The organism is Spongiibacter sp. C9W (genome assembly GCF_057370015.1).
Genome location: NZ_CM170672.1, coordinates 2960600 through 2984830, shown reverse-complemented (window position 1 = coordinate 2984830; position 24231 = coordinate 2960600). Strand labels below are relative to the sequence as shown.

The following is a 24231-nucleotide window of genomic DNA, read 5'->3' as shown; positions in this document are numbered from 1 at the left end:
TTATGCTGACCTGATGAATCAAAAATGGTGCCGTCATTAGCCCCAAGGAAAGAAAAAAACCAAAGCGCCTAGTGCCCGCCTTGCTGACAACTTATTATGTCAGCAACGCCACTGCGACCTCTACCACCTTCGAGACCTCAGCCCTATGCACCTCGCTCGCGCCGCCTTATTACTGCTGCTAACACCATATATTTCAAAAAGTTACGCTGCACCGTCGAGTGCGCCAACACCAGCGATGGATATGGAAGAATGCCTATCGCTGGCCGCTCAGAGCGCCTCCGACGAGATCACGCTCGGCCAGCTGCGCGAACAGTGCCAACAGCGCCTTCAAGGCCCCGATGCTGCCGAAGAGCATATTCGCAAACAAACCAAGGGCGTTATCGAAGAGCGTGTTGCACTAGAGCGCTTCACCGATGACAACCCCTTTGTACTCACCCCCCACCGCGCCAATTACTTGCTTCCCCTGTCCTGGCGCGACGACACCGCAGACTACAGCTCGTCGCTGCCGATCAAAGAGGAAAATGTTGATAGCACTGAGGTCGAATTTCAGCTCAGTGTAAAAGTACACATCGCCAAGGGAATCCTCGGGGGCGGCATTCTCAGCGGCGCCTATACCAACCGCTCCTTCTGGCAGGCCTACAACAAGGAGTTTTCCGCACCGTTTCGCGAGACCAACCACGAGCCCGAGCTCATTCTCAGTTACAGCAACGACTGGCAATGGAAGGGGATTCGCAATGTGGGCAACCAGCTAATATTTAACCATCAGTCCAACGGCCGCGGCGAGCCGTTGTCACGCAGCTGGAATCGCATCATGCTCAATATGGTGTTTGAGCACGACCGCTTCGCCATGACCTTTAAGCCCTGGTACCGCATCCCCGAGGCCGCCGATGACGACGATAACCGCGACATCGAATTTTATCTCGGCCACTTTGAGTGGATGGGCTTCTATCAATGGAAAGACCGTACACTCAGCGTGATGCTGCGCAACAACTTGCGCAGCGACAACCGTGGTGCAGTGGAAATCGGCTGGAGCTTTCCGATTAGTTCCAAGATCAAAGCTTATGTAAAATACTTTAATGGTTATGGCGAAAGCCTGATCGAATACAATAACTCGCTGCAGAGCGTCGGTTTTGGCGTGCTGATCAGCGATTGGCTGTAACACTCGACAGAAAACACATATAAAGGTAGATAATGATCAATGCTCAGGAAGCGCTTGCGCGTTTAAAAGAAGGCAATACCCGCTTTGTTGAAAAGCTGGCTGAAAACAAAGACTACATATCGAATAAAAAACCCGAGCTGGTTGAGGAGCAAAGCCCCTTCGCCATCATTTTGGGTTGCTCCGATGCGCGGGTTCCCGCTGAGATGGTGTTTGACCAAACTCTGGGCGATCTGTTTGTTATTCGCGTAGCCGGCAATGTTGTAGCCCCGTCGGGCATCGGCAGTGTTGAATTTGCCGCCCTCAACTTTGGCACGCCATTGGTTGTAGTGCTGGGTCACTCGCGCTGTGGCGCTGTCAAAGCCACGGTAGACGCACTGAGTGGCAACTCCAAAATCCCCACCTCCGCCCTACACTCCATTGTTAAGCGCGTGCGCCCAGCCGTGGAAACTCTGCTAGTCACCGAGTTAAAAGACAACCCAGAGGAACTGGTTAAGCAGGCGGTACGCGCCAATGTACGGACCTCGGTAGAGCACCTTTGCAGCGGCTCATCCACATTGGAACAGCTGATTAGCGAAGGGAAGCTAATGGTCGTGGGCGCAGAGTACTCGCTGGAAACCGGAAAGGTCGACTTCTTCTACGAAGACTACTGGGAACGTATTCGCAACCTTGACGAATAAGCCTTCCGACCAAGCTCGGCGTCAGCTACTGCTGGCGCTGAGTCAGATTCCTCCTGGCCGCTTATGCAGCTACGGCGAGCTCGCCCGCCAAGCAGGACTGCCCGGCCGGGCCCGCTGGGTTGGGCGCCAGCTCAGCCAACTTCCCGACCAGAACACCCTGCCTTGGCACCGCGTTATCAATGCACAAGGCAAAATCAGTTTCCCACACAATTCCGAGGCTTATCGTCGGCAGCTCTCACGGCTGATTGATGAAGGCAGCGCCTCACCCGACGGCAAAATCGCGTGGCAGCGATGCCGGTGGCCGGGTCAGCACTAGCGCTCTGCCGACCACGGCGCAACCTTAACCAGCATCAACATGCCTGGGATCGCCAATGCAGCGCAGAGCAAATAGAAATTCGTCCAACCGACCACTTCAACAATGGCGCCAGTGGTGGCATTGGCAAAGGTGCGCGGCAGTGCCGCCAGCGCGGTGAACAAGGCAAACTGTGTGGCCGCATAGGCCGGTGTTGTTGCCCTGGCAATAAAGGCGGTAAAGGCGGCGGTGCCTAAACCCACCCCGAGGTACTCAAATACAATCACTAGGGTCAGCGCCAGGCGGTTCGGCCCGATTTCAGCCAATGCCGCAAAGCCAAAGATGCTCAGCAGTTGCACCACACCAAATAGCCAAAGCGCGCGATTGATGCCCAGCCGAATCATTATCACGCCGCCCACCAGGCCGCCAATAATCGCGGCCGTCAGCGAGGCCGTTTTAGCGATCGTGCCAATTTCCGTGAGGCTAAAACCGATATCCAAGTAAAAAGGCGACGACAGCGCGGTGGCCATATTGTCACCGAGCTTGTATAGAAACAGGAAGGTCAGCAGCCACAACGCACTGCCCAGCCCGTTGCGCTGCACAAACTCCTTAAATGGCTCGACCACTGCCGCGCGCAGGGTAAGAGGCGCCGCGCTGTCATCACCGGCCTCGCTTACCCAGAAGGTCATCGCAACACCGATGAGCATGAAGCCGGCCATCACCATGAACACCGTACTCCAGGGGAAGTAGTCCCCCATGATCACCCCGAGAGAACCCGGCACCAAACCGGCCAAGCGGTAGGCCTGCACATGTATCGCGTTGCCCAGCCCCAGCTCCTCGTCCTTCAGAAGCTCACGGCGATACGCGTCCAGCACAACATCCTGACTGGCGCTAAAAAAAGCGACCCCCGCCGCCACGTAGGCAACCAGCCCGACAGACATCGTCGGGTCAATAAAACCCAGTGCCGCCATGGACAGCATGAGAGCGATCTGCGTGATCAACATCCACCCGCGCCGGCGGCCCAAAAACGGCGGCACATAGCGATCCATCAGCGGTGCCCATACAAACTTCCAGTTATACGGGAAGCCCACCAGGGCAAATAAGCCGATCTCGGTTAGCCCCACTCCCTCGCTGCGCAGCCACGCTGGCACCAGTTGAATGAGGAAATACAACGGCAACCCCGAGGCCAACCCAGTAAGCACGCAGATAAACATCTGCTGTGTAAAAATGGCTCGATACCATGGCAGGTCGGTGACGTCCGGTGACGGCTGGGGCTGCATTATTGCCTATCCTTAATTGGGCTGCGGCCCAGAGGCCGGAGTCGGTGCAATCAATCGCGAAAATTATTGAATTGCAGGGGCTGCTCTAGATCAGCATCGCGCAACAGTGCCATTACCTGCTGGAGGTCGTCGCGTTTCTTACCGGTGACCCTCACCTGGTCACCCTGAATTTGGCTTTGCACTTTCAGCTTGCTGTCTTTGATCAGCTTGACGATCTTGCGGCACAGATCCGACTCCAAACCATTTTTCATGGTCACCCGTTGCCGCACTTGCTTACCGTAGCCCTCCATGTCACCCAGTTCCATCGCCTTCGGGTCGATCTTGTTCTTTATCAGGGTGCTGCGCAGTATGTCTTCCATCTGAGTCAGCTGAAACTCCGCCTCGGCCCACACCGTGGCATTGAGCCCGTCGCGCTCGAAGCTGGCTTCAACACCGCGAAAATCAAAGCGGGTATCCAACTGGCGGTTGGCCTGATCAAGGGCATTGGTAAAGGTGTGCAAATCCACTTCAGACACGATATCAAACGACGGCATTCAGGTTCTTCCTATACAAATGAACGGGCACAAGTGTAACAAGGGCTGACGCGCGCAAACAGCACCGTTGCTCCGCACCGCGGCCATCACGTAAGCTGCCACCATGACCTCACACCGCTCACATTGGCACATACTTGGCGCAGGCGCGATAGGCAGCCTGTGGGCCAGCTACGCCGTTAAACATGGCCTACCAACCACATTGCTGCTACGCAGCGACGAACGACTTTCGCAGTTTAAAATGGCAGGGGGAATTCTCGCGACTCTGGCAGGGAGCGCTGAACTGCTGCCATTGGCGGCAGAATCATGCGAACAAAACGGTCCGCCGATAGCGCGTTTACTCCTTACCACCAAAGCACCAGACAGTTTGTCAGCCGTTGCGTCTATCAGCCCTCGCTTGGCCTCGGGTGCCTGCGTGGTGTTGCTTCAAAATGGCCTGGGCGTGCGCGAAGAATTGCTCAAACTTCGGCCCGACCTGCAGTGCTATCACGCCGTCACCACGGAAGGAGCGTTTCGCCCCGCTCCGTTTCAGGTCGTGCACGCGGGTCGCGGTCGCACGCTGCTTGGCAGCGGCTCAAATGATAAAGCCCTGGCGAGGGAACTCAGCGTCGGGCCGCTCGTTGTTACCCCCGACCCGAACATCGAGCAAGCCCTGTGGCGCAAGCTCATTATCAACTGCGCCATCAACCCCTTAACGGCGCTGTATCGCTGCCGCAACGGCGAGCTGTTGGACAATCCTCAGGCGCTTCAGCAACTGCACGGCGTCATCGACGAGGCGCTCTGCCTGGCGCCGCATTTGCAACTCGGCGATGTCTTTGACGGCCTGCGGGAGCAAGTCTTGGACGTCGTCGCAAATACCGCCCTCAACCGCTCCTCGATGTTACAAGACATCGAGTCCGGTCGCCGCAGTGAGATCGACTACATCACGGGCTACCTCTGTCGCATGGCAGAACAAAAGGGCCTGCCTACTCCCGTGAATCTCAGCCTATTGCGCGGGATCAAAGCACTTTCCGTCGAGTAGTTTTATAGCAAGAAAGGTCATTCTATCCTCCAGCGCTCACTGCACACTTCATCGAAAAGACTGCGACTCGGGAAAAGCTAATCGATACCACCAAAACGCATGAAACGGCGAGGCAAAACCTACCAACAACAAAACCGCCATTAGAAGATAACGAGCGAGCTCAAAGTGAATTGGCGAAAGAAACTACTACTAGTCTGCTGATAAATTGCGTGATAGCTTAGCCCGAGCGCGATCAGCAGGATTAGCTGTAAGGCGCGCAGAATCAAAACATATCCAAGGATGGGATGTAGCAATGAAAAAACTCAAAGGAATTGTCTCGCTTTGCATGGCAAGTGCTATGCTCGTTGCGTGTAATAGCAGCGACGATAAAAATACCGAAAAAAATGAGCCGCTAGTAATAGCACCTTCTCTCGGAATAATGAACGGTGTCAACGTCAGTGTATATCGCCGAGATGGGACAACAATCATCACATCTGGCACCCTTGATGAGTCAGGCCAAATAACGCTCTCTATTCCCGCAAGCCTTAATAGCAAAGCAAAAATTGTGGTTGTAGAGGGCAATGTAGATGCAACATATTTTGACGAGGCTCTGGCAACGACCGTGCCATTTCCAGCAGGGCAAAAAATGCACGCACTTGTCCCAGCTGGGTTAAGCAAGACAACCGTAACGCCGCTTACCGAAATTGCCTTCAGACTAGCAGAAGTCCATCAACTGCTGCCATTAGCGCCGTCAGTAGCAAAACAGCTAAACGATATCGTTAAAAACAGCCTAGCCCCCCAACTTGAGGGTATTCTCTCATTGCCCGAACTAGCGGGCTCAGCGTCAGCAAATAGCTTTAATGATGATAACGCAGGCCGATATGCGCTGATACTCGCCGCGTTAGCAGAGCTGGCAAATAGCTCGGGGGCACCGGCTCTCGACGCTTTGAATGCATTAGCGAAAGACGCCGCCGACGGCATAATTGATGCGGCGAACAATGGCATTGCAATTAACGCTCCATACGTAAACTTTTTGAATGAAATGAGCTCAGCACTTGATACCGCCGCGCAAAAATGGGGCTACTCAGGTGACGCACAAGTACTAGCGCCTGCCAGCACCACACTTGATGCTTCCAATATTGGAAATAATGGTGGCAATGGCGGGAACGACGGAAACGACGGAAACGACGGGAACGACGGGAACGACGGGAACGACGGGAACGACGGGAACGACGGGAACGACGGGAACGACGGGAACGACGGGAACGACGGGAACGACGGGAACGACGGGAACGACGGGAACGACGGGAACGACGGGAACGACGGGAACGACGGTAGCAGCGGTAGTGCATTAGCCTGCTTTGACGCATCTCTGCAAGCAGTTGGCACTACAGTGAAACAGGTGATCTTGTCGAGCTCGCCTGAAGGCGATATCCGAACGACTGCCGATACTGAGCTTCTCAAAAACACCACCTACAATGGTAATAATGCTGTTGAAGCCAAGTCAGACGTTGTAGCGGACGCCAGTCAAGACTTTGCCGACTCTGAATCGACAACTTACACCTACACAAAGCTTGCCGATGGCAATAAAACTCTTCGCACATTTGGAACAATCACTGAAACTAACGTCCCTGGGTTTGGAAAGACCACTGTCACCACTGTAATAGAGCCCTACATGGAAAAACGCTTCGATCTTACGGTTAATCAAAGTTATACCCAGACTTACACCGTTAACGTTGAGTCAGATATTCCTGGTGCACCCTCAACATCCACAGAAGTTACTGATAAAACGACCTACCTCGGACGGGAAACTATCACTGTACCCGCTGGAACCTTTCACGCCTGCAAAATGCGTACAACAAGCAGTGGCGACGAAACCACTACTTGGTTCGCGCCAGGGAACGGGATAATGGTCAAACAAACTTCCGGGGACCAAGAAGACGTTCTTGAAAGCGCTTCAATTAATGGCAATCCGATATAAAGCTTAAGGCTCTTTGGGGCACCCCAGATCACCGCATGCCCCAAACGCACCTCGTGGACGACCCCGTCGTCCACACCCTTCCATTCATTAAACGAACTATCTGCTGAGTGCAAACGGTTAGCTTATGCAACACCAAATTGGTATGAAGGCTTAAGGCACCTAAACATCTCATACAAACTTTGGCACAGAACAAGCTGCACCGATGTGTACAATTTGACAACGCCTTCGCGCCCGAATAGAGTTGCGCCGCCTGTGTTAGGTGCCCAAAGACATTAGTTTGAGGGTTAAACGGGAAGTTCGGTGAGTCGACCACTCGACAAGACCGACGCTGCCCCCGCAACGGTAATCACCTTTGGTGAGAGCCCGGAACCGGCCTAATCAGTTATCACCCGATGTAGCGGAGGGCTTCATCAGCGGTCATATACTTGTATATCACCACTATCCCTCCCTCATTGCTTCCTATTTTTAGCTTTGAGGTAAGTCATGAAAAACCGTCCACTTGTTGTGAACACTGCTCTGCTTGCAGCCTTATCCAGCCCGCTGTTTACCAGCGCCGGTGAAATAGAAACTACCGTCGTTACCGCCACACGCACTGAGCAAAGCATTGCCGAAGTACTGGCGCCCGTCACGGTATTCGAGCGTGCCGATATCGAACGTATCGCACCCCTAGACCTGCAGGAATTGCTGTCTCGCGCTGCTGGCATTAGCTTCGTGCGCAACGGTGGCCGCGGCGCCGCCACCAGCTTGTTTGTTCGCGGCAACCAAAGCAACCATACGCTGCTGTTGGTTGACGGCGTGCGGGTAGGCTCAGCAACACTGGGCAGCCCCTCGCTCACTAACTTGCCCCCGGAGCTGATCGAGCGCGTAGAAATTGTTCGCGGGCCTCGCTCAGCCTTGTATGGTTCCGAGGCGATTGGCGGTGTCATTAACATCATCACCAAGAAGTACCACGACACCGATGGCGTGAAACCCTTTGTACAACTTAGCGCGGGCACCCAGGGCACTGTTAAAACGGTTGCTGCTGTGAACGGCGGAAACGCCGACACTCAGTTCAGCCTAAGCGGCTTGTACGAGGAGACCGACGGCGTCGACAACACCACAAGCAAGGCGCTGCGCCACGGCGATGACGACGGTTTTGAGCAGCAGGCTATCAATTTCAGCGTGTCACATCGCTTTAACGCACGCGCCAACGTTCACGCGCTGTACCAGCACAGCGATAGCGAGAGCGAATACGACACCAACTGCTACGCACCGTTTCCCAATAACTTTGGCTGCGAGCCCTACACAGACAGCACGGTTACCGTCGCGGGTTTGCGCGGTGAATTTCAGCTAAGCGACAACTGGGCACTGAAGCTCACCGCGGGCCAATCTACCGATGAAAGCCAAACGCGCTATCGCTATCGCGACCCCGCGTTGGTTGCCGCGAATCTTCGCGGCGATGTATTCGAAACCACTCGCAAGCAATTCACCGCCCAGAATGACTGGCAGCTCGGTAAACACCACGTACTCACCCTGGGTGGCGAGCATATTAATGACGAGGTCGATAGCACGCTGAGCTACGGCAAAGACGAACGCGAGAACAATGCAGGCTTTGCGCAATGGCAAGCCGACTATGGCCGCATCGACTACGCACTGGGCTGGCGCCATGACAGCAACGAGCAATTTGGCTCCAGCGACACCCGCAACGCCGCCGCCGGATTGGACTTACCCATGGGCATGAAATTGATCGCCTCCTACGGCGAGGGCTTCAACGCCCCCACTTTTAACGACCTCTACTACCCCGGCTACGGCAACCCCAACCTCGAGCCTGAAAGCTCAAAAAACCGGGAGCTGGAGTTGCGCGGCAAACACGCCTGGGGGCAGTGGAGCGTTAACTATTTCATCAACGACGTGGATAAGCTCATCCAATACAACCCCGCCACCTTCGGGCCGGACCAAATTGAATCAGCGCGCATCGAGGGCCTGGAGCTAAGCTTGGCAACCGTAGTAAGACAGTGGCATATCGAAGCCAATGCAACGCTCCTGGATACCGAAGACAAAAATTCAGGCAAGGAATTGCGCCGCCGCGCCGACAGCCAGGTTAACATCGATGTTGACCGCCAATGGCAGCAATGGGGAGTCAATGCCAGTGTTCGCTTGACCAGTGACCGCTACGAAAACACCAGCAATACCGACGAATTGCCGGGCTACGGCCTGGTCGATGCCGGTGTTTCCTACCAGATCAATGACAGCCTCAAGTTGCAACTGCTGGTAAAGAACCTGTTTGACAAAGACTACGTTAGCGCCAGACACTTCAGCCTCGGCAACTATGAGTCAATTGGGCGTGAAGCGCTGCTAAGCGTGACCTACGCCCCCTAAGGCGAAAGCTTAGACAGCGATGGAGCTCCGTCACAATGAATGAAGAAGAAAAGCGCCACCAACAGCGCATGCAGAAGAAGAAGGCACTGATCGACGCCAAGGTCGCGAAAGCTACCGAAGAGCGCGGCGTGCTTATCGTCTTAAGCGGGCCGGGCAAGGGGAAATCCAGCTCGGGTTTTGGCACGGTGATTCGCTGTATTGGTCACGGCTACAAGGCCGCGGTGGTGCAGTTCATCAAGGGGACCTGGGACTGCGGTGAGAGAAACTTCTTGCAACAGCGCTGTCCCGAGGTACCTTTCATTGTGATGGGCTCCGGTTTTACCTGGGAAACACAAAGCCGGGAACGCGATCGCGAAGCCGCTCAGCAAGCCTGGCAGCAAACGAAAACACTGTTGAACGATGCCTCATTACACTTAGTGCTGCTCGACGAACTGACCTACATATTGAAGTACGGATACATCGACGCCGAAGAAGTCTACGAAGCGCTGCGCAACCGCCCTCGGGAGCAGAGCGTGATTATTACTGGCCGTGGTGCGCCGCCAGCCCTCAAAGAACTGGCCGACACCGTATCGATGATCGATGATAAAAAACACGCCTTTCGCGCGGGCATTAAGGCGAGAAAAGGCGTGGAGTATTGATGCGCCGCCTGCTTGTCGTACTCAGCCTACTGCTCGCGCATATAGCCAGTGCCAGCAGCGAGCGCTGCGTTGACGATGACCGCAACGTAAAGGTTTGCCTGGATGCTCCGGCTGCGCGCATTATCGCCCTGTCACCCGGTGCGACGGAGCTGCTCTATGCCGCAGGCGCGGGCGATAAATTAATCGCTGCCGTCAGCTTTAGTGACTACCCTGATGAAGCGAAAGCCCTGCCGAGAGTGGGCAGCTACAACCGTTTTGACCTCGAAGCGATTCTCAGCTTAAAACCGGACCTGCTAATCGGCTGGCACAGTGGCAACCCGACAGAGCAACTGGCGCAACTCGAAGCACTGGAGCTTAAGGTGTATTACAGCGAGCTGCGCGGCTTTGACGATGTTAGTCGCACCCTACGCCGTTTTGGCGAGCTGGCCGGCAGCGAGCCCTCAGCAAATGCCGCCGCCGAGCATTTTGACCAAGGCATATCCGCCTTACGCAAGCAGTACCAGAACGCTGAGAGCGTTCGCGTTTTTCAGCAAATTTGGGTTAACCCCTTAATGACGGTTAACGACCAACACCTCATTAGCGAAGCGACACGCCTGTGCGGCGGCATAAACGTCTTTGGCAACCTGCCGCGCTTGGCTGCTCGCATCGACCACGAGGCCGTATTAGCCGCCAACCCCGAAGCCATTATCGCCGGCGGCATGGGAGAAGAAAATCGCAGCTGGCTGGACGACTGGCGCCCCTACTCAGGCCTGCTGGCCGTGCAGAGAGATAACCTGTTCTTTATTCCACCCTCTACTCTGCAACGGCCAACACCAAGACTCCTCAGCGGCACCCGTATGCTGTGCCAGCACCTGGACACCGCACGTGGCCGCCGCTAGCTATCACACCCCGCGCCTGCTACCCGCACTCGCCCTGCTCAGCCTCGGCGCGCTGTTGGCCGTTGCGCTTAGTGTAAGCACTGGGAGTGTCGCCATTAGCACCGCGGAGCTGTGGGCGGTGCTGCAAGGAGAGGGAGACCCCCTACACCACACCTTGATATTCGACCTGCGATTACCGCGCAGCCTCGCTGCCTTTGCCACCGGCGGGCTACTGGCCGCGGCGGGCGCACTTATGCAAGTGCTGCTGCGCAACCCGCTGGCGGACCCCTATGTGCTCGGCCTTTCCGGTGGCGCGGCGGTGGGCGCCCTGAGCGCCATGCTACTTGGTCTGGGCAGTGCGGCGGTTTCAGGCTCGGCATTCATCGGCGCCATTGTATCGGCGATCACGGTATTCGGCTTAGCCCACGGCACCGGCAGCTGGACACCCACACGCTTACTGCTTACCGGTGTGGTTATTGCGGCGGGATGGGGAGCCGTGGTCACCTTTATGCTTGCCATTGCCCCCACCGAAAGCCTGCCCGGCATGCTGTTCTGGCTGATGGGTGATCTCGCCTATGCTCGCAGCCCGTGGCCAGCACTGACGACTCTACTCGCTCTGTCTCTGCTTCTGCTGCCACTCGGGCGCAGCCTCAATGCAATGGCCCGCGGCCCGCTGCAAGCAGCGGCGCTGGGCGTTGCCGTTAAGCCCATGGAGTGGAGTATTTATATTGCCGCCAGCCTACTCACCGCTTTGGCGGTCACCACCGCCGGCAGCATCGGCTTTGTTGGCTTGGTCGTGCCACATATGCTGCGGCTGATATTGGGGAATGACCAGCGGCTGATTCTCCCCGCCTGCGCCTTGGCAGGCGGTGCACTGCTCACCTTGGCAGATACGCTGGCCAGAACCATCATCGCACCGGAGCAATTGCCCGTTGGCGTTATCACCGCCCTGCTCGGCGTTCCCACCTTCTTGCTACTGTTATACCGGAGCCGATAGTGAGCGAGGTCTTGTTACAAGCCGCCCAGCTTTGCATTGATGTGCCGGGTCGCAGCGATGGCAGCGAGCTTAACTTTGCGATTCAGCGCGGCGAAGTTTGGGGCGTTCTCGGCCCCAACGGCGCGGGTAAAACCACCCTACTCCATACCCTGGCCGGACTGCGCAAACCTCGTAAAGGTACGGTATATCTCGCAGGTTCGGCCATTCAACGGCTGCGCCGGCGGCAAATCGCCCAGCAAATGGCGGTTGTCTTTCAGGAGCGCTCGGACAGCTTCCCGGCAACGGTGATGGAATCGGTGATGATCGGCCGCCATCCCTTCTTAAGCGCCTGGGATATGGAGTCTGCCGAGGACCTTGAGATCGCTCGCGCCGCACTTGCGCGAATGGAGTTAAGTGGCATGGAGCAGCGCCTGGTGAGCAGCCTTTCCGGCGGCGAAAAACAGCGCCTGGCCATTGCCACCGCCATGACTCAGCAAGCGGATATTTGGCTGGCCGACGAGCCCGGCAATCACTTGGACCTTCACCACCAAGTTGCGGTCATGTCGATGATGCGCGAACAGGCCGCACAGGGAAATGCCGTTCTGCTTTGCCTGCACGACATCAACCTGGCAGCACGTTACTGCGACCAACTCCTTCTGCTCTACCCCGACGGCAATGCCTGCTGGGGAGACGCCTCGATCATGCTACAAGCCCCCGCCCTGGAAAAACTGTATCGGCAACCGCTTACCGTACTCGAAGACCAAGGCCAGCGCGTTTTTATTCCCCGCACTCAGCGACATACCGGCAATGAAAACTGACTTTAGCCGCGACGATATCGACGCCATCTATCGCGTGATTGCCGCGCGGCGGGATATGCGTCACTTCACCGGTGGCGAGATTGACGACACCACACTGACACGCCTGCTAAGCGCCGCACACCAAGCGCCCAGCGTCGGCTACATGCAACCCTGGCGATTTATCCGCATCCGCAAGCCCCGGCTCCGGGAGCAACTCTATGACCTGGTGCAGCAGGAGATCACTGCCTCAGCCGAGGCGCTGGAAGAACGCGGTAGTGAGTTTTTACAGCTAAAGGTAGAAGGTATACGCGAGTGCGCCGAACTCATTGTGGTGGCACTGTGCGACCAGCGAGAGCGCTACCTGTTCGGCCGCCGCACGCTGCCGGAAATGGACCTGGCGTCCGCCGCCTGCGCCATACAAAACCTTTGGCTGGCTGCACGCGCCGAAAACTTAGGGATGGGCTGGGTATCGCTATTTGAGCCAGAACCCTTGAAGGCACTGCTAAAAATGCCGGACGGTAGCCACCCCATTGCCCTGCTGTGTCTGGGACCCGTAGAGGAATTTTACGACCGCCCAATGCTGGAGACGGCGCAGTGGGATCAACGCCGCCCCCTCCACACACTCATTATGGAGGATGGCTGGCAAATCGAGAACGAGGCAGACGATGACTAATACGCTAATGGTTCAGGGCACCACCTCCGATGCCGGCAAAAGCGTTCTCGTCGCCGCACTGTGTCGCGCCCTGCATCGCCGCGGCTTACATGTCGCGCCGTTCAAGCCACAGAATATGGCGCTTAACAGCGCCGTCACCCCCGATGGCAAGGAAATCGGCCGCGCCCAGGCCGTGCAGGCGCGGGCTTGCGGACTAGCCCCCCACAGCGATATGAACCCGGTTCTGCTTAAACCCAATAGTGACACCGGCGCACAAGTGATAATTCATGGGCAGGCCCTGCGCAATATGGAGGCGCAGGACTACCACGGCTATAAAGCGACTGCGCGAAAGGCGGTATTGGCGTCCCACCAGCGCCTTTCTCAACAATACGACTGGGTTGTGGTGGAGGGCGCCGGCAGCCCCGCTGAAATCAATCTTCGCGCGAACGATATTGCCAACATGGGGTTTGCAGAAGCGGTTGACTGCCCGGTGATCCTTATTGCAGATATCGATCGCGGTGGCGTTTTCGCGCATTTGGTGGGCACGCTGGAGTTGTTGTCAGAAAGTGAACAAGCCCGGGTTGTTGGGTTCGTCATCAACCGTTTTCGCGGCGATATTGCCCTGCTGCAATCCGGATTGGACTGGTTGGAAGCGCGCACCGGCAAGCCCGTATTAGGTGTACTGCCCTATTTGCACGACCTGCACCTGGAAGCCGAGGATGCCATTGATACCCGGCAAATTCGCGAGGATATCAGTTTGCGGGTGGCGGTACCGGTATTGCCCCGCACCAGTAATCACACCGACTTCGACGCCCTTCGCCTGCACCCCAATGTTGACCTTTGCTTCGTACGCAAGGGCGAGGCACTGCCGCCTTGCGACTTGCTCATCCTGCCCGGCAGCAAAAGCGTGCGCGCTGACTTACAGCAGCTGCGCGACAATGGCTGGGCCGATCAGCTCAAACGTCATTTGCGTTACGGTGGCAAAGTATTGGGGATTTGCGGCGGCTTTCAAATGCTGGGCAGTGAACTGCACGACCCGCTGGGTATTGAAGGCCCGGCCGGTAGCAGTGAGGGCTTAGGCCTGCTTGATATCACCACCACACTGGCCAGCGAGAAAACCCTGCGCCAAGTCAGCGGACACTGCTATCTAAACGGCAAAGCGACCTCAATCCGCGGTTATGAAATTCACGCTGGGGTCAGTGAGGGCGCTGGCCTCGAGCGCCATTTTGCCGATTTGGGAAGTCACCTTGATGGCGCCGTTAGCGACGACGGACAAGTGCTGGGCAGCTATATCCACGGCTTGTTCGACGATGACAACGCTCGGCAACAGCTGCTCACCTGGGCTGGTGCCACCGAGCAGGCTGCCTACAATTACGACGCGGTCATAGAAACGAATCTAGACCGCATTGCCGACAGCGTGGAGCAGCACATCGATCTCGATAAACTGCTCCATACCTGCTCACTAGAATTCAGACAGTCCCGCTAAGGCATCAAACAGCGGCCGCAACAGCAGCTGATCCAGGGCGCCGATCAGCGGATCCAACTGAGACAACAGCAAATTATCAATATGGAAGCCCAATTCTCGGGTGACTGCCAGCAAAGCGCTGCTCAGGAAGGCCGGCCCCAAACCGATGGCCTGAGTCACTTCAGCCGGCGCAAACTGCTCAATGGGGATCACACCCACGAGAATATTATTCAGCAGATCTTCCACGGTAGAAGACAGCACTTGTCCCAGCTCGCTAACGCTGACATTGCCGATGGCGTCGATGCTGCGGCCCACGTCCAGCAATAGCTCAGACAGCAGGGCAAAGCTGCCACCCACCACCGGGACGATACCGGCCTCTTCTTCAATGGCATCGACAATGCCCTGAATATTGCCAGCCAGGCCCCGCAGCGGGTCAGTCAAACTGCGCAGGTCCGCAGCCTGCTGCTCACCACCTTGGTTGTTGGCGGCTTTGAAAGCATCCAGTGCTGGCGCTAACTGGTCAAACGGCGCGGGTAAATCATCGCGGTCGGCAATGGCTTGCAACTGCTGCAACGAGTACAGCAATGCCTGCGACGCCCTGGCAGAACCCGCCAGTATCAATTCCGGGTTTTGCTCAGTCGCAGCAGCTTGGGCGCCACTTGCCAGCGCGTCCACGACTTCAATCAAGCCTTCCGTCGCAGCGCCCAGCGAGGCGATGACTGCCGCCAAATTCTCCTCTGGTACGGCCGCTGCCAAACCATCAAAACCAGCGCGCAATTGTTCCTGCACAGGGTCGAGGTTGCCCTGCTCCGACGACACATCAAAGCTCGGATCGCCCTGCAAGGGGTTGCTAAAGGCATCGCTTGCCGCCAGTCCCTGTGAGGGCTGTTGCGGTGTTTGACGGCCATAGGCCGGCTGGGGGTCGGAGAGCGACCCCAGTCCTAGAGCAGGGTCATTGGGATCAACCTCATAGGCCTCACCACGCATGCGGTCGCCTTTGATTTCTACCCAGAAAAACCCGTAGCTGTCGCCGCGCTCGTAGAACACGGGGTTTTCGTCGCGCCGCACCAGGCTGCGGGTTTTACTTCCCGCGCCAGATAGAATGAACTCCGTCTTTCCACACGATGGTGTCGGCATTAGCCACTGCAGGTCGTGGTCGTGGCCCGCAAAGAAAAAATCGGCACGGTCACACATGGTTTCTTCTAAGAAGGCCTTGTAGCGCTCGCCCGCGAGAACCGGCAGCAAGAAGCCGGGGACGCCGTCATAGTTCCCGGCGTTGCCGTGGCTGCCATTGGAAACATAGGGGTGGTGAGCAAACACCATTTTCCATTTGGCCTGACTGGCATCGATTGACGCTTTCAACCAACGCGCCTGTGCCAGACCGTAACTGTTGTAGGCGTAGTTTTCATCGCTATCGGGGAAACCGCCAGCCACCTGGCTGGAGTCAATGGCGAAGAACTCCACCAAGGGCTGGCCATTTTCCTGCAGCCCCTGAGTAAAACGGTAATAGCGATCCGGCATCTTCCAGCGGTCGCTGGCGCGGGGCGCATCGGGGTGTTCGCTGTCGCGATAATGGTAATCTACCTGGAAATCACCGTTGGCATTTCCCGCACCATCGCCACCGAAAAATTCGGTGTTATCGTGGTTACCCAAAACAAAATAGAACGGCAGATCAACGGGGGCAAAAGGCTGTTCAAATTTTTCTTCGAACTGGCTATCCATCACCGAGCTCACCCCGGACTCATAGATATTATCGCCCAGTCCAAGGACAAGGTCGCACCCGCGAGCCGCGCAGACTTTTTCAATCGCCTGCCCGACTGCATAAGCACCATCGCTGCCGCTGCCGCTGTCACCCAGCAGAATAAAGCGCAGGGTGTCGACGTTACCATCAACGGGTTGCTCAACGCCGTTATCAACACTAGGCGTAGAACCGCTGTTACTGCTTGATGAGGAACCACCGCAGGCACTCAAGGCCACCGCTGCGCCAAATACCAGAGCGCGACCCAGTGCGTTGTACAAATGAGACATTTATCTACTTCCTTTTAGGTTACAGCGGCTTAGCTACGCGGACGGCTCACTGGGGTGTCTTCGACTAAGCGGCTGCTGCCGACATTCACAGACAGTGTTTTAACCTTGTCCATTTCCACCCCGGACTGGTCAGCACGACTGATATCAGCGGCGTAGTAATACTCCGCCTGTGTGCGTTCGCGAGTGACGTCCATCAAGATGAAACCCTTGTTTTTCAGGTCGGTATATTTCATGTGCGGGTTCGCCACGGGCAGCACTGCTGATACCAACTCGGCGGCGCCGTCGGGGAAACCGGGCGAGGTAATACTGCTGGTCACGAACTCGACGGCCAAGGGCTCATCCAATACGCCGCTGGTTAAAATTGCACTGCTTTTATACACCTCGTTCGCCCAGCTGGTGTGGATATCACCGGTTAGAATTACAGTGTTTTGAATACCTTGCTCGTCGATGAAATCGAGTATCTCTTCGCGCTCGGTGGGGTAGCCGTCCCATTGGTCCATATTGACGGCAATGAGCGGGCTGAAATCGTTAGTCGGGACACCTGGCAGCAGGCGTTGCAACTCGAGGATCTGCAGCTGGGCAAACATGACTTGCTGACCGACGAATTTCCATATCCCCTGAGACACCGCCAACTGATTTTTAAACCAGTCTTTTTGCGTTTGCCCCAGCAGGTCACGTTGCTCAATGCGCGCCGGATCAACCGGGTTATCGAGCTGCTTTTCCCGGCCTTCCAAACGGGTATCGAGCATGACAAAGTCAGCCAGATCGCCAAAGCGGAAGGCGCGGTAGATGCTGTCCTGACTTGCGGTTGGCGGACGGATCGGCAGCCATTCAAAATAGGCCTGAATCGCTAAGCGTTTACGCTCAAACCAATCGCCTTCACCCTCATTGTGATTGTTCGCGCCATCTTTATAAGAATTGTCGGTGGTTTCATGGTCGTCCCATACCGTAACAAAGGAGTGAGTGGCATGAGCGGCCTGAAGGTCGACGTCGCGACGGTATAACGCATAGCGGCGCCGGTAATCGTCCAGGCTGACAATTTCATGGGCCGGATCGAGCAGACGCTCTGGGTGGTCGCCGTACTCATCTTGGCCATATTCGTAGATGTAGTCGCCCAGGTGCATAACAAAGTCGAGGTCTGCGCGGTTTGCCATCATGCGGTATACCGAGAAGTAACCGTGGGGATAGCTGCTACACGAGCACACGGCAAAGCGCAGGCGGTCAGTGTATTGACCAGGCAGGGGTAAGGTTCGCGCGCGACCAACCGGCGAGCTGCTGTCGGCACCTTTAAACCGGTACCAGTAGCGTCGGTCAGCCAGTAGGCCGGCAGCGTCGAACTTTACTGTGTAGTCGCGATTGGCATTACTACTCAGGGTTTCTGAAAGCACAATGCGCTCGAAACCCGGATCTTCGGCGATTTCACACAGCACCGTAATATCGCCGGTGTGACCAAGCGCTGGAGTTGCTCGCGTCCATAAAATTACGCGGTCGTCCAAGGGGTCACCACTGGCAACACCGTGTTCAAATCGCAGCCCGGCACTTGGCGTTACGCCACCACCGGTACCACCGCCACCGCCGCTGTTATTGCTACCGCCTCCGCAGGCTGTCAGTATAGGTATGCCAATGCTGGCAGTAGTAAGCGCTTTGATAAATAGTCGGCGATCCATAGTGTACTCGTTGTCATCAAACAGGGCGTGAAGCATGCAAATCTCGCACGCAGAGGAGCCTACTGCCCAAAGATGACAGTTATGTTTCTAACGAGCTACCTATTTATGTGTATTTTTCCCTTTGCATTACGCCGCATTTTCGCAGTGTTCGCCGCAGCGATAGTGCTGGCTGCCTGCAGCCAGAAGCCCATCGCATTTACCGACTACACCGTGCAAGAACTGTTAAAGAAAAACATCGCCGAGTTGGCTGAACCCGCATTTTTTGAGTTGGAGAGTGTCGAGGTATTGAATAAAAACGACGGCGGCGAGTCCGCGAGCGCTGACGTCTATGTGACGCTGCGCTTCCCTGAAGACTTCGACACCGTGGTCGGCATGCGAAAGCTCGCGCCTTTCAATATGGAGTACAAACAGTACAAAAGCAGCTTTGGTAGTTTCAAAGCCGGGGAAACCCAGCGCCATCACGCCCGTTACCAATTTGTGCGCCGGGACGGCAAGTGGTTTATTGCAGGCAGTAAGGCGCTATCTGCTCCGAAAATTGAACGCCCATAATCCACACCACTGAAGGCCTAGCCGTGGCTATGCAACTGCACCCACGGCTCCCGACCATCTTGGTGGTAAATATGAAAGCGGCTAAAGCCGGCATAGGGCACCGATAGCCGCGTCATTGCGCCCATTGGCATACCCAACCAATGGCATATCATCACGCGGATAACCGCGCCGTGCACCACCAGCAACACCGACTGCCCACTGTGCTGCTTGGCAATGGCATCCAGTGCTCCTGTCACCCGCGCGCAAAAGTCACTCATCGCCTCGCCATTGGGCGGGCTAGCCGAATCCGGTGACTGCCAAAACTTGCGCCACACCTCTGGGTCTCGCTGTTGGGCTTCACTGTGCGGCAGCCCCTCCCAGTCGCCAAAATGGATCTCTCGCAAGTCATCGTTTACCGAAAGTTTAATACCGTGCTTGCTAGACAACTCTTCTGCAAAACGCGCACAGCGTTGCAACGGCGAGGTGACAATATGATCCCAGTGAGGCTCGTCCACGCTGGCGACTTTGTCACGCATTTGCGACCAGCCGGTTTCGCTCAAGGCAACGTCGGTACTGCCGCGAAATATCTCGCCGCCCTCGCAGGCGCCGTGACGCAGCAGGTCAATGCGGCTGCTCGTTACCGTCACGCGTCGCTACCCCGGCTCACACCGGCTTGCTCAAAGCTAGCCATATCGTTGTGCAATCGACAGGCCGCACGCAAAATTGGCAGAGCCAATGCGGCACCGCTGCCCTCGCCCAAGCGCATATCCAGCTCTAGCAGCGGCTGCGCATCCATTTTCGCCAACAGTCGCTTGTGACCGGGCTCAGCCGAGCAGTGAGAAAAGAACAGCCACGGTCGAATAGAAGGGTTCACCTTCACAGCAGAAATTGCTGCCGCCGTGCAAATATAGCCATCAACCAAAACAACGATGCCTTTCTGCGCGGCGCGAATATAAGCACCCACCAAGGCGTTAATTTCTAATCCACCGATACGCCGCAAGGTTTCGACACCGTCTTTCATATGCGGCAAGTGCCGCGACATTGCCCGCGTGACCACCGCTGCTTTTTTGGCTAAGCCCTGTTCACTAATACCGGTACCGCGCCCGACCATTGCCGTTGCCGACAGCCGCGTGTGCGCCACCGCAAGTGCCGCAGCAGAGGTACTGTTGGCAATGCCCATCTCACCGCCGAGAAAGATATCAATATCCCCCGCCTCATCAATAATATCCCGGCCCACGGCAAAGGCCTCCAAGCACTGCTCGCGATCCATCGCCTCGGTGACGCACATATTTTGTGTTCCGGCAGCCACGCGCCGATCAACCACATTGGGCAGGTCTTCAATCGCGTAAACCGTTCCGGTGTTCACCACTTTAAACGACGCGCCGACGCTGTCGGCTAATACACTGATTGCCGCGCCGCCGCTGGCAAAATTACGCACCATCTCGGCGGTTACCGTTTGGGGATATGCCGACACGCCCTCGGCAGCGACACCGTGATCAGCGGCAAAAACTGCAATAAATGCCCGATCAAGCCTGGGAGTCAGCGTGCGCTGAACCGCCGACAGTTGCACGGCAACATCTTCTAGTCGCCCCAGAGCGCCACGCGGCTTGGTCAAATTGTCTTGATGCTGCTGCGCAGCGGCGCGCATTTCCTCGTCCGGCTCTGGCGCCGCCTCTAAATACCACTCAGTCACGGTTATTTCCCTTTTAAAACTTGTTCCAAGCCTGCTGTAACAAATACCACGCGGTCGGCGACAGCGGCGATATCCTGATGTAGGCGGCCCGCTTCATCTACAAAGCGGCGAGTCAGCGCTCCAGTGGGGACAACGCCTTGACCAACTTCGTTGCTGACCAGTATCACCTGCCCCGGATTACGCTGAATACACTGCAGAAACCCGGCTCTTACACTCTGCCATTGCTGCTCATCATCTTTAATGAGCCAGTTGCTCAACCACAGCGTTAAACAGTCTACCAAGATGCATCGGTTTTCAGCGGCGTGTTCGGCGATGGCTTGGCAAAGCTGCTCAGGCGCCTCAACGGTGTGCCAACCGCAGCCTGCACGCTGCTGCCGATGATGGGCAATACGTGCAGCCATTTCAGCATCCCCCGCGGTTGCTGTGGCGATGTAGATCAATTCCCGGCCACTGTCGCAGGCGCGCTGTTCCGCCAAGCGGCTTTTACCAGACCGCGCACCACCTAAATATAATTCCAGCACCCTGACTCCTATTATCGTTTTTATGGGCACTCGGCTGCCCAGTTTCTGTAAGTCACGTATACTTACGCCGGCAGCGAAATTCCGCACCGGCACGTCATTCTACAAGACAGCAGTCAGCAGAGGGAAATATGGGACACCGTTTATCCAAGATTTATACCCGCACCGGAGACGACGGGACAACGGGCTTGGGCGACGGCTCGCGGATTGACAAAGATCACGCCAGAATGGAGGCGATAGGCACAGTAGATGAACTCAATTCACAAGTGGGCGTATTGATTGCCGAACTCCCCGAACAAGACGACTACGCTCGCCTACTGGCACGCATTCAGCACGACCTTTTCGACCTTGGCGGTGAACTCGCTGTACCGGGCTACACCCTGGTTAGTGCAGAGCGCATCGGCGAACTTGAAGAGAGCCTGGACACGCTCAACGACGACCTGCCGCCACTGAAGAACTTTATCTTACCCGGCGGCAATAAACCGGCCGCTGCCTGCCACCTTGCTCGAGCCATTTGCCGTCGCGCGGAGCGCAGCCTTGTTGCCCTGCACCGCGAGACAGCCATCAACGACACTAGCAGGCAGTACCTCAATCGCCTCTCTGACTTTTTATTTGTGATGGCGCGATTACTTGCGCGCCGCAATGGCGACAATGAAGTACTTTGGCAACCCGCCGATAAACGCTAACTCACCACAGCCAGGCCGCACCGCGAACGCCGCTGCTATCACCGTAGCGCGCGGGCAATAATTGCGTGCGGCATTGGTCACTGAATACCCACTTGCCCCATAATTCAGGCACCTGGGTATAGAGCAGTGGAATATTAGAAAGGCCACCGCCTAACACAATCGCTTCTGGGTCGACCGTATTGATGACTGATGCCAGGGCTCTGGCCAGCTTTTCGCAGTAATCGTCAAGCTGCGCACGAGCGCGCTCGCTACCGGCTTCGGCGTCAGCCACAATGCCTTGTACGTTGTCAGCACACCCCTGATTCCGCTGGTAACTCTGCAGCAGACCTGCGCCGCTGAGGTAGGTTTCTATGCAGTCGCGGCGACCACAATAACACTGACGCCCCTCGTCAGCGCCTGGCATAAGGTTATGCCCCCACTCTCCCCCGATGGCATTTGCGCCCACGTGAAGCTGCTTAGAAAACACTAAGCCACCGCCAACGCCGGTCCCAATAATGACACCAAAGACACTGCTCGCATTCTGCCCCGCGCCGTCAACCGCCTCAGACAAGGCGAAACAGTTCGCATCGTTCGCCAGGCGCAGCGGGCGCTGCATCAACGCCTCTAAATCCCGCTGTAGCGCTTGCCCGTTCAAACAGGTGGTATTGCAATTTTTCATCCTGCCGTCGACCGCTGAGGCGGCGCCCGGCGTGCCAATACCAATACTGCCCGTCTGGCCGAGCGTCGTTTCAACGCGCTCAACAAGATCGGCAATAGCACGGAGAATAGCGGCGTAATTATCGCGAGGAGTCGGCGTGCGTTGCCGGTAAAGAATGTCGCCGCCGTCGTCCATGGCAACGGCCTCAATTTTGGTGCCGCCGAGATCAATGCCAATACGCATGCCTAGGGCCTGTTAACACTCATTGTTTTAGCAAGACTTAGAACAACTGCATTAACGCCATCACGGCGATCCAACACAGTAGGCTGCGAGAAAGTAACTGCTGCACTTTTTGCAACTCTTGCGCTGCCTGCTGAACGAATTGATCACCATCGAGCTCAGCGTTCACCGCTGAGGCCATAGAACAGCTTCCCAGCTCATCCAGGTAAGCGTCGCTGGGTAGATCCCCCAGCACCATAGCCCGCCATTTCCCAAAGCACCCCTCGAAATCGCCAATCAGTGCGAAGGCAAAACCGAGCAGGCGGGCGGGCAACCACTCCAGGTAGTAGAGTAAGTTTTTACTTAAATCCCGCTCTTGCTGACTGGCAAGGGCATCTTGCGCGGTCATGAACACCAAACGGTAGAGCAATGCCGCTGCCGGTCCCAAGGCAAAAAACCAAAACACCACCGCAAACCAGCGCTCAAACCCCTGATAGAACACGGCCTTGCGCACGGCGTTGTGCATTTGCAGGGCATTGTCCGCACCGCTGTCACAGAGCTCCTCACTAAAGTGCTGACCATAGAGGAAGGCCCCTTCTAAATCTCCGCGCTGCCAGCTGTTTAGGTAGAGGCGCAGCTGTATTTGAAAGTCTCCCCTTCCCAGGCTGTATAGCAATACCGCCACGCTAATTAAGAACAGCGGTAAGCCAAAAACGAGCGGAGCAATCAACCACAACAGCAGCGCCAATAATAACACCGGCACTAATACAAACAGCCCCAAACGAAGAGCGGGACTGGCAAACCCTTTCAGCAGCTGGCGGTATTGCACCACCCAACTATCGCGCTGGAACAGTTCCGCGCTACCCCAGAACTGTACCGCACCCCAAGCGATCAAAATCGCGAAAAATTCCATAGTTAATTTCCACTCATTACCGCTACAGGAAGGCGTTAAGCTAACAAGGCGCGCAATTTGTCCCAGTTAAAGGCCGGCCCCGGATCGGTTTTTCTTCCGGGCGCAACATCACAGTGCCCAACGATACGCTCTAGATTAATTTTTGGAAACCGCTGACGCAAGGCGCGCGTGACTGCCGCCAGCTCGTGGTACTGCCGCTCGGTATAGGGGCGGTGGTCTTCACCCTCCAGCTCAATGCCAATACTAAAGTCGTTGCAGTTGTCCCGGCCACAAAATTGCGACACCCCCGCATGCCAGGCGCGGTCGAGCAGGGAGACAAACTGGAAGCACTCGCCTTCGCGGTCAATGAATAAGTGCGCCGAGACCTTCAACTCCTGAATATCGGCCAGCGCCGGATCCTGACTGCAGTCCAAGGTATTACAAAAAAACTGCGGCACGCAGCCCGTGCCAAACTGCCCGGGTGGCAGGCTGATATTGTGGATGAGCAGAAGGTCAATCTCCTCCCCTTCGGGGCGAGCATTGAAGTTTTCGGAGGGGGTTTTGCGGGCGTGTTCAAACCACCCATTTTTATCAATCGTGTACATCTGCACTCCCGCGTTTCTGCGGGAAAGTGTAACAGGCCATGAGAAATTTAGTGAGGCCGGACAAGCCCAGCCGCGCAGTACTTAAGGCGCCTCTGA

General features: G+C 56.4%; 24 protein-coding genes and 1 riboswitch. Of the genes, 14 read left to right on the top strand and 10 right to left on the bottom strand.

Going from position 1 to position 24231, the window contains the following annotated elements; genetic code table 11:
- Positions 1–145 precede the first annotated feature (145 nt).
- Genes AC2Q8J_RS14200 through AC2Q8J_RS14190 form a run of 3 tightly spaced genes read left to right on the top strand, consistent with a single transcriptional unit; the run spans position 146 to position 2152 of the window.
- Positions 146–1159 (top strand): phospholipase A, encoded by a 1014-nt coding sequence (locus tag AC2Q8J_RS14200; RefSeq protein WP_486451592.1) that lies wholly within the window; start codon positions 146–148, stop codon positions 1157–1159.
- Positions 1160–1191: 32 nt separating this feature from the next.
- Positions 1192–1836 (top strand): carbonic anhydrase, encoded by a 645-nt coding sequence (locus tag AC2Q8J_RS14195; protein ID WP_204997432.1) that lies wholly within the window; start codon positions 1192–1194, stop codon positions 1834–1836.
- Positions 1826–2152, top strand: a complete 327-nt coding sequence (locus AC2Q8J_RS14190; RefSeq protein ID WP_486451591.1) for an MGMT family protein — start codon at positions 1826–1828, stop codon at positions 2150–2152. Before AC2Q8J_RS14195 ends, AC2Q8J_RS14190 begins: the two co-directional genes overlap by 11 nt.
- Here the strand turns inward: AC2Q8J_RS14190 and AC2Q8J_RS14185 are convergent.
- Both AC2Q8J_RS14185 and AC2Q8J_RS14180 read right to left on the bottom strand, forming a co-directional pair.
- Complete coding sequence (locus tag AC2Q8J_RS14185) at positions 2149–3408, bottom strand: AmpG family muropeptide MFS transporter (RefSeq protein ID WP_286693904.1); 1260 nt, start codon at positions 3406–3408, stop codon at positions 2149–2151. The two genes, AC2Q8J_RS14190 and AC2Q8J_RS14185, sit on opposite strands and share 4 nt — an antisense overlap.
- A 50-nt stretch (positions 3409–3458) precedes the next feature.
- Positions 3459–3941, bottom strand: coding sequence for a YajQ family cyclic di-GMP-binding protein (locus AC2Q8J_RS14180; RefSeq protein ID WP_486451590.1), 483 nt, complete (start codon positions 3939–3941; stop codon positions 3459–3461).
- A 103-nt stretch (positions 3942–4044) separates the two neighbouring features.
- Between AC2Q8J_RS14180 and AC2Q8J_RS14175 the strand changes: the two genes are divergently transcribed.
- From AC2Q8J_RS14175 to AC2Q8J_RS14135, 9 genes are all read left to right on the top strand, one after another.
- Complete coding sequence (locus AC2Q8J_RS14175) at positions 4045–4959, top strand: 2-dehydropantoate 2-reductase (RefSeq protein WP_486451589.1); 915 nt, start codon at positions 4045–4047, stop codon at positions 4957–4959.
- A gap of 292 nt (positions 4960–5251) precedes the next feature.
- Positions 5252–6919, top strand: coding sequence for a DUF3108 domain-containing protein (locus tag AC2Q8J_RS14170; protein ID WP_486451588.1), 1668 nt, complete (start codon positions 5252–5254; stop codon positions 6917–6919).
- Between the two features lie 240 nt (positions 6920–7159).
- Positions 7160–7311: riboswitch (cobalamin riboswitch) on the top strand.
- 91 nt (positions 7312–7402) lie between these two features.
- Positions 7403–9277, top strand: a complete 1875-nt coding sequence (locus tag AC2Q8J_RS14165; protein WP_486451587.1) for a TonB-dependent receptor domain-containing protein — start codon at positions 7403–7405, stop codon at positions 9275–9277.
- A 35-nt stretch (positions 9278–9312) separates the two neighbouring features.
- Positions 9313–9915, top strand: coding sequence for a cob(I)yrinic acid a,c-diamide adenosyltransferase (gene cobO, locus AC2Q8J_RS14160; protein WP_204997425.1), 603 nt, complete (start codon positions 9313–9315; stop codon positions 9913–9915).
- Entirely contained in the window at positions 9915–10793 is an 879-nt protein-coding gene (locus AC2Q8J_RS14155) for a cobalamin-binding protein (RefSeq protein WP_289083574.1), read from the top strand. The genes cobO and AC2Q8J_RS14155 overlap by 1 nt, the downstream gene beginning before the upstream one ends.
- On the top strand, positions 10780–11769 hold the full coding sequence (locus AC2Q8J_RS14150; RefSeq protein ID WP_486451586.1) for a FecCD family ABC transporter permease: 990 nt from the start codon (positions 10780–10782) through the stop codon (positions 11767–11769). The genes AC2Q8J_RS14155 and AC2Q8J_RS14150 overlap by 14 nt, the downstream gene beginning before the upstream one ends.
- Entirely contained in the window at positions 11769–12566 is a 798-nt protein-coding gene (locus tag AC2Q8J_RS14145; protein ID WP_286839572.1) for an ABC transporter ATP-binding protein, read from the top strand. The genes AC2Q8J_RS14150 and AC2Q8J_RS14145 overlap by 1 nt, the downstream gene beginning before the upstream one ends.
- On the top strand, positions 12556–13218 hold the full coding sequence (gene bluB / locus AC2Q8J_RS14140; protein WP_374972699.1) for a 5,6-dimethylbenzimidazole synthase: 663 nt from the start codon (positions 12556–12558) through the stop codon (positions 13216–13218). Before AC2Q8J_RS14145 ends, bluB begins: the two co-directional genes overlap by 11 nt.
- The gene (locus AC2Q8J_RS14135; protein WP_486451585.1) at positions 13211–14683 is read left to right on the top strand and encodes a cobyric acid synthase; all 1473 of its coding nucleotides are present in this window, start codon (positions 13211–13213) and stop codon (positions 14681–14683) included. The genes bluB and AC2Q8J_RS14135 overlap by 8 nt, the downstream gene beginning before the upstream one ends.
- On the opposite strand, the gene AC2Q8J_RS14130 is transcribed toward AC2Q8J_RS14135, so the two are convergent.
- Positions 14660–16690 carry a metallophosphoesterase gene (locus tag AC2Q8J_RS14130; RefSeq protein ID WP_486451584.1) on the bottom strand — a complete coding sequence of 677 codons (2031 nt, stop codon included), beginning with the start codon at positions 16688–16690 and terminating at the stop codon, positions 14660–14662. The two genes, AC2Q8J_RS14135 and AC2Q8J_RS14130, sit on opposite strands and share 24 nt — an antisense overlap.
- A 29-nt stretch (positions 16691–16719) precedes the next feature.
- On the bottom strand, positions 16720–18393 hold the full coding sequence (locus AC2Q8J_RS14125) for an alkaline phosphatase D family protein (protein ID WP_486451583.1): 1674 nt from the start codon (positions 18391–18393) through the stop codon (positions 16720–16722).
- A 36-nt stretch (positions 18394–18429) separates the two neighbouring features.
- Between AC2Q8J_RS14125 and AC2Q8J_RS14120 the strand changes: the two genes are divergently transcribed.
- Complete coding sequence (locus AC2Q8J_RS14120) at positions 18430–18906, top strand: EexN family lipoprotein (protein WP_372878479.1); 477 nt, start codon at positions 18430–18432, stop codon at positions 18904–18906.
- A 17-nt stretch (positions 18907–18923) separates the two neighbouring features.
- Here AC2Q8J_RS14120 and cobC read toward each other — a convergent pair whose 3' ends face one another.
- From cobC to cobU, 3 genes are read right to left on the bottom strand one after another with little or no spacing between them, the layout of a single operon-like run.
- Entirely contained in the window at positions 18924–19532 is a 609-nt protein-coding gene (cobC, locus tag AC2Q8J_RS14115) for an alpha-ribazole phosphatase (protein ID WP_486451582.1), read from the bottom strand.
- Positions 19529–20578 (bottom strand): nicotinate-nucleotide--dimethylbenzimidazole phosphoribosyltransferase, encoded by a 1050-nt coding sequence (gene cobT, locus AC2Q8J_RS14110; protein ID WP_424144609.1) that lies wholly within the window; start codon positions 20576–20578, stop codon positions 19529–19531. The genes cobC and cobT overlap by 4 nt, the downstream gene beginning before the upstream one ends.
- Before the next feature lie 2 nt (positions 20579–20580).
- Positions 20581–21099: a bifunctional adenosylcobinamide kinase/adenosylcobinamide-phosphate guanylyltransferase gene (cobU, locus tag AC2Q8J_RS14105; protein WP_374972705.1), complete on the bottom strand. Its 519-nt coding sequence runs from the start codon at positions 21097–21099 to the stop codon at positions 20581–20583.
- 128 nt (positions 21100–21227) lie between these two features.
- Between cobU and AC2Q8J_RS14100 the strand changes: the two genes are divergently transcribed.
- Entirely contained in the window at positions 21228–21782 is a 555-nt protein-coding gene (locus tag AC2Q8J_RS14100) for a cob(I)yrinic acid a,c-diamide adenosyltransferase (RefSeq protein ID WP_204997414.1), read from the top strand.
- Between the two features lies 1 nt (position 21783).
- Here the strand turns inward: AC2Q8J_RS14100 and AC2Q8J_RS14095 are convergent, their stop codons facing one another.
- Genes AC2Q8J_RS14095 through ampD form a run of 3 tightly spaced genes read right to left on the bottom strand, consistent with a single transcriptional unit; the run spans position 21784 to position 24135 of the window.
- The gene (locus AC2Q8J_RS14095) at positions 21784–22662 is read right to left on the bottom strand and encodes an ROK family protein (RefSeq protein WP_486451581.1); all 879 of its coding nucleotides are present in this window, start codon (positions 22660–22662) and stop codon (positions 21784–21786) included.
- A 37-nt stretch (positions 22663–22699) separates the two neighbouring features.
- Entirely contained in the window at positions 22700–23551 is an 852-nt protein-coding gene (ampE, locus tag AC2Q8J_RS14090; protein ID WP_204997412.1) for a regulatory signaling modulator protein AmpE, read from the bottom strand.
- 35 nt (positions 23552–23586) lie between these two features.
- Complete coding sequence (gene ampD, locus AC2Q8J_RS14085) at positions 23587–24135, bottom strand: 1,6-anhydro-N-acetylmuramyl-L-alanine amidase AmpD (protein WP_204997411.1); 549 nt, start codon at positions 24133–24135, stop codon at positions 23587–23589.
- Positions 24136–24231 lie beyond the last annotated feature (96 nt).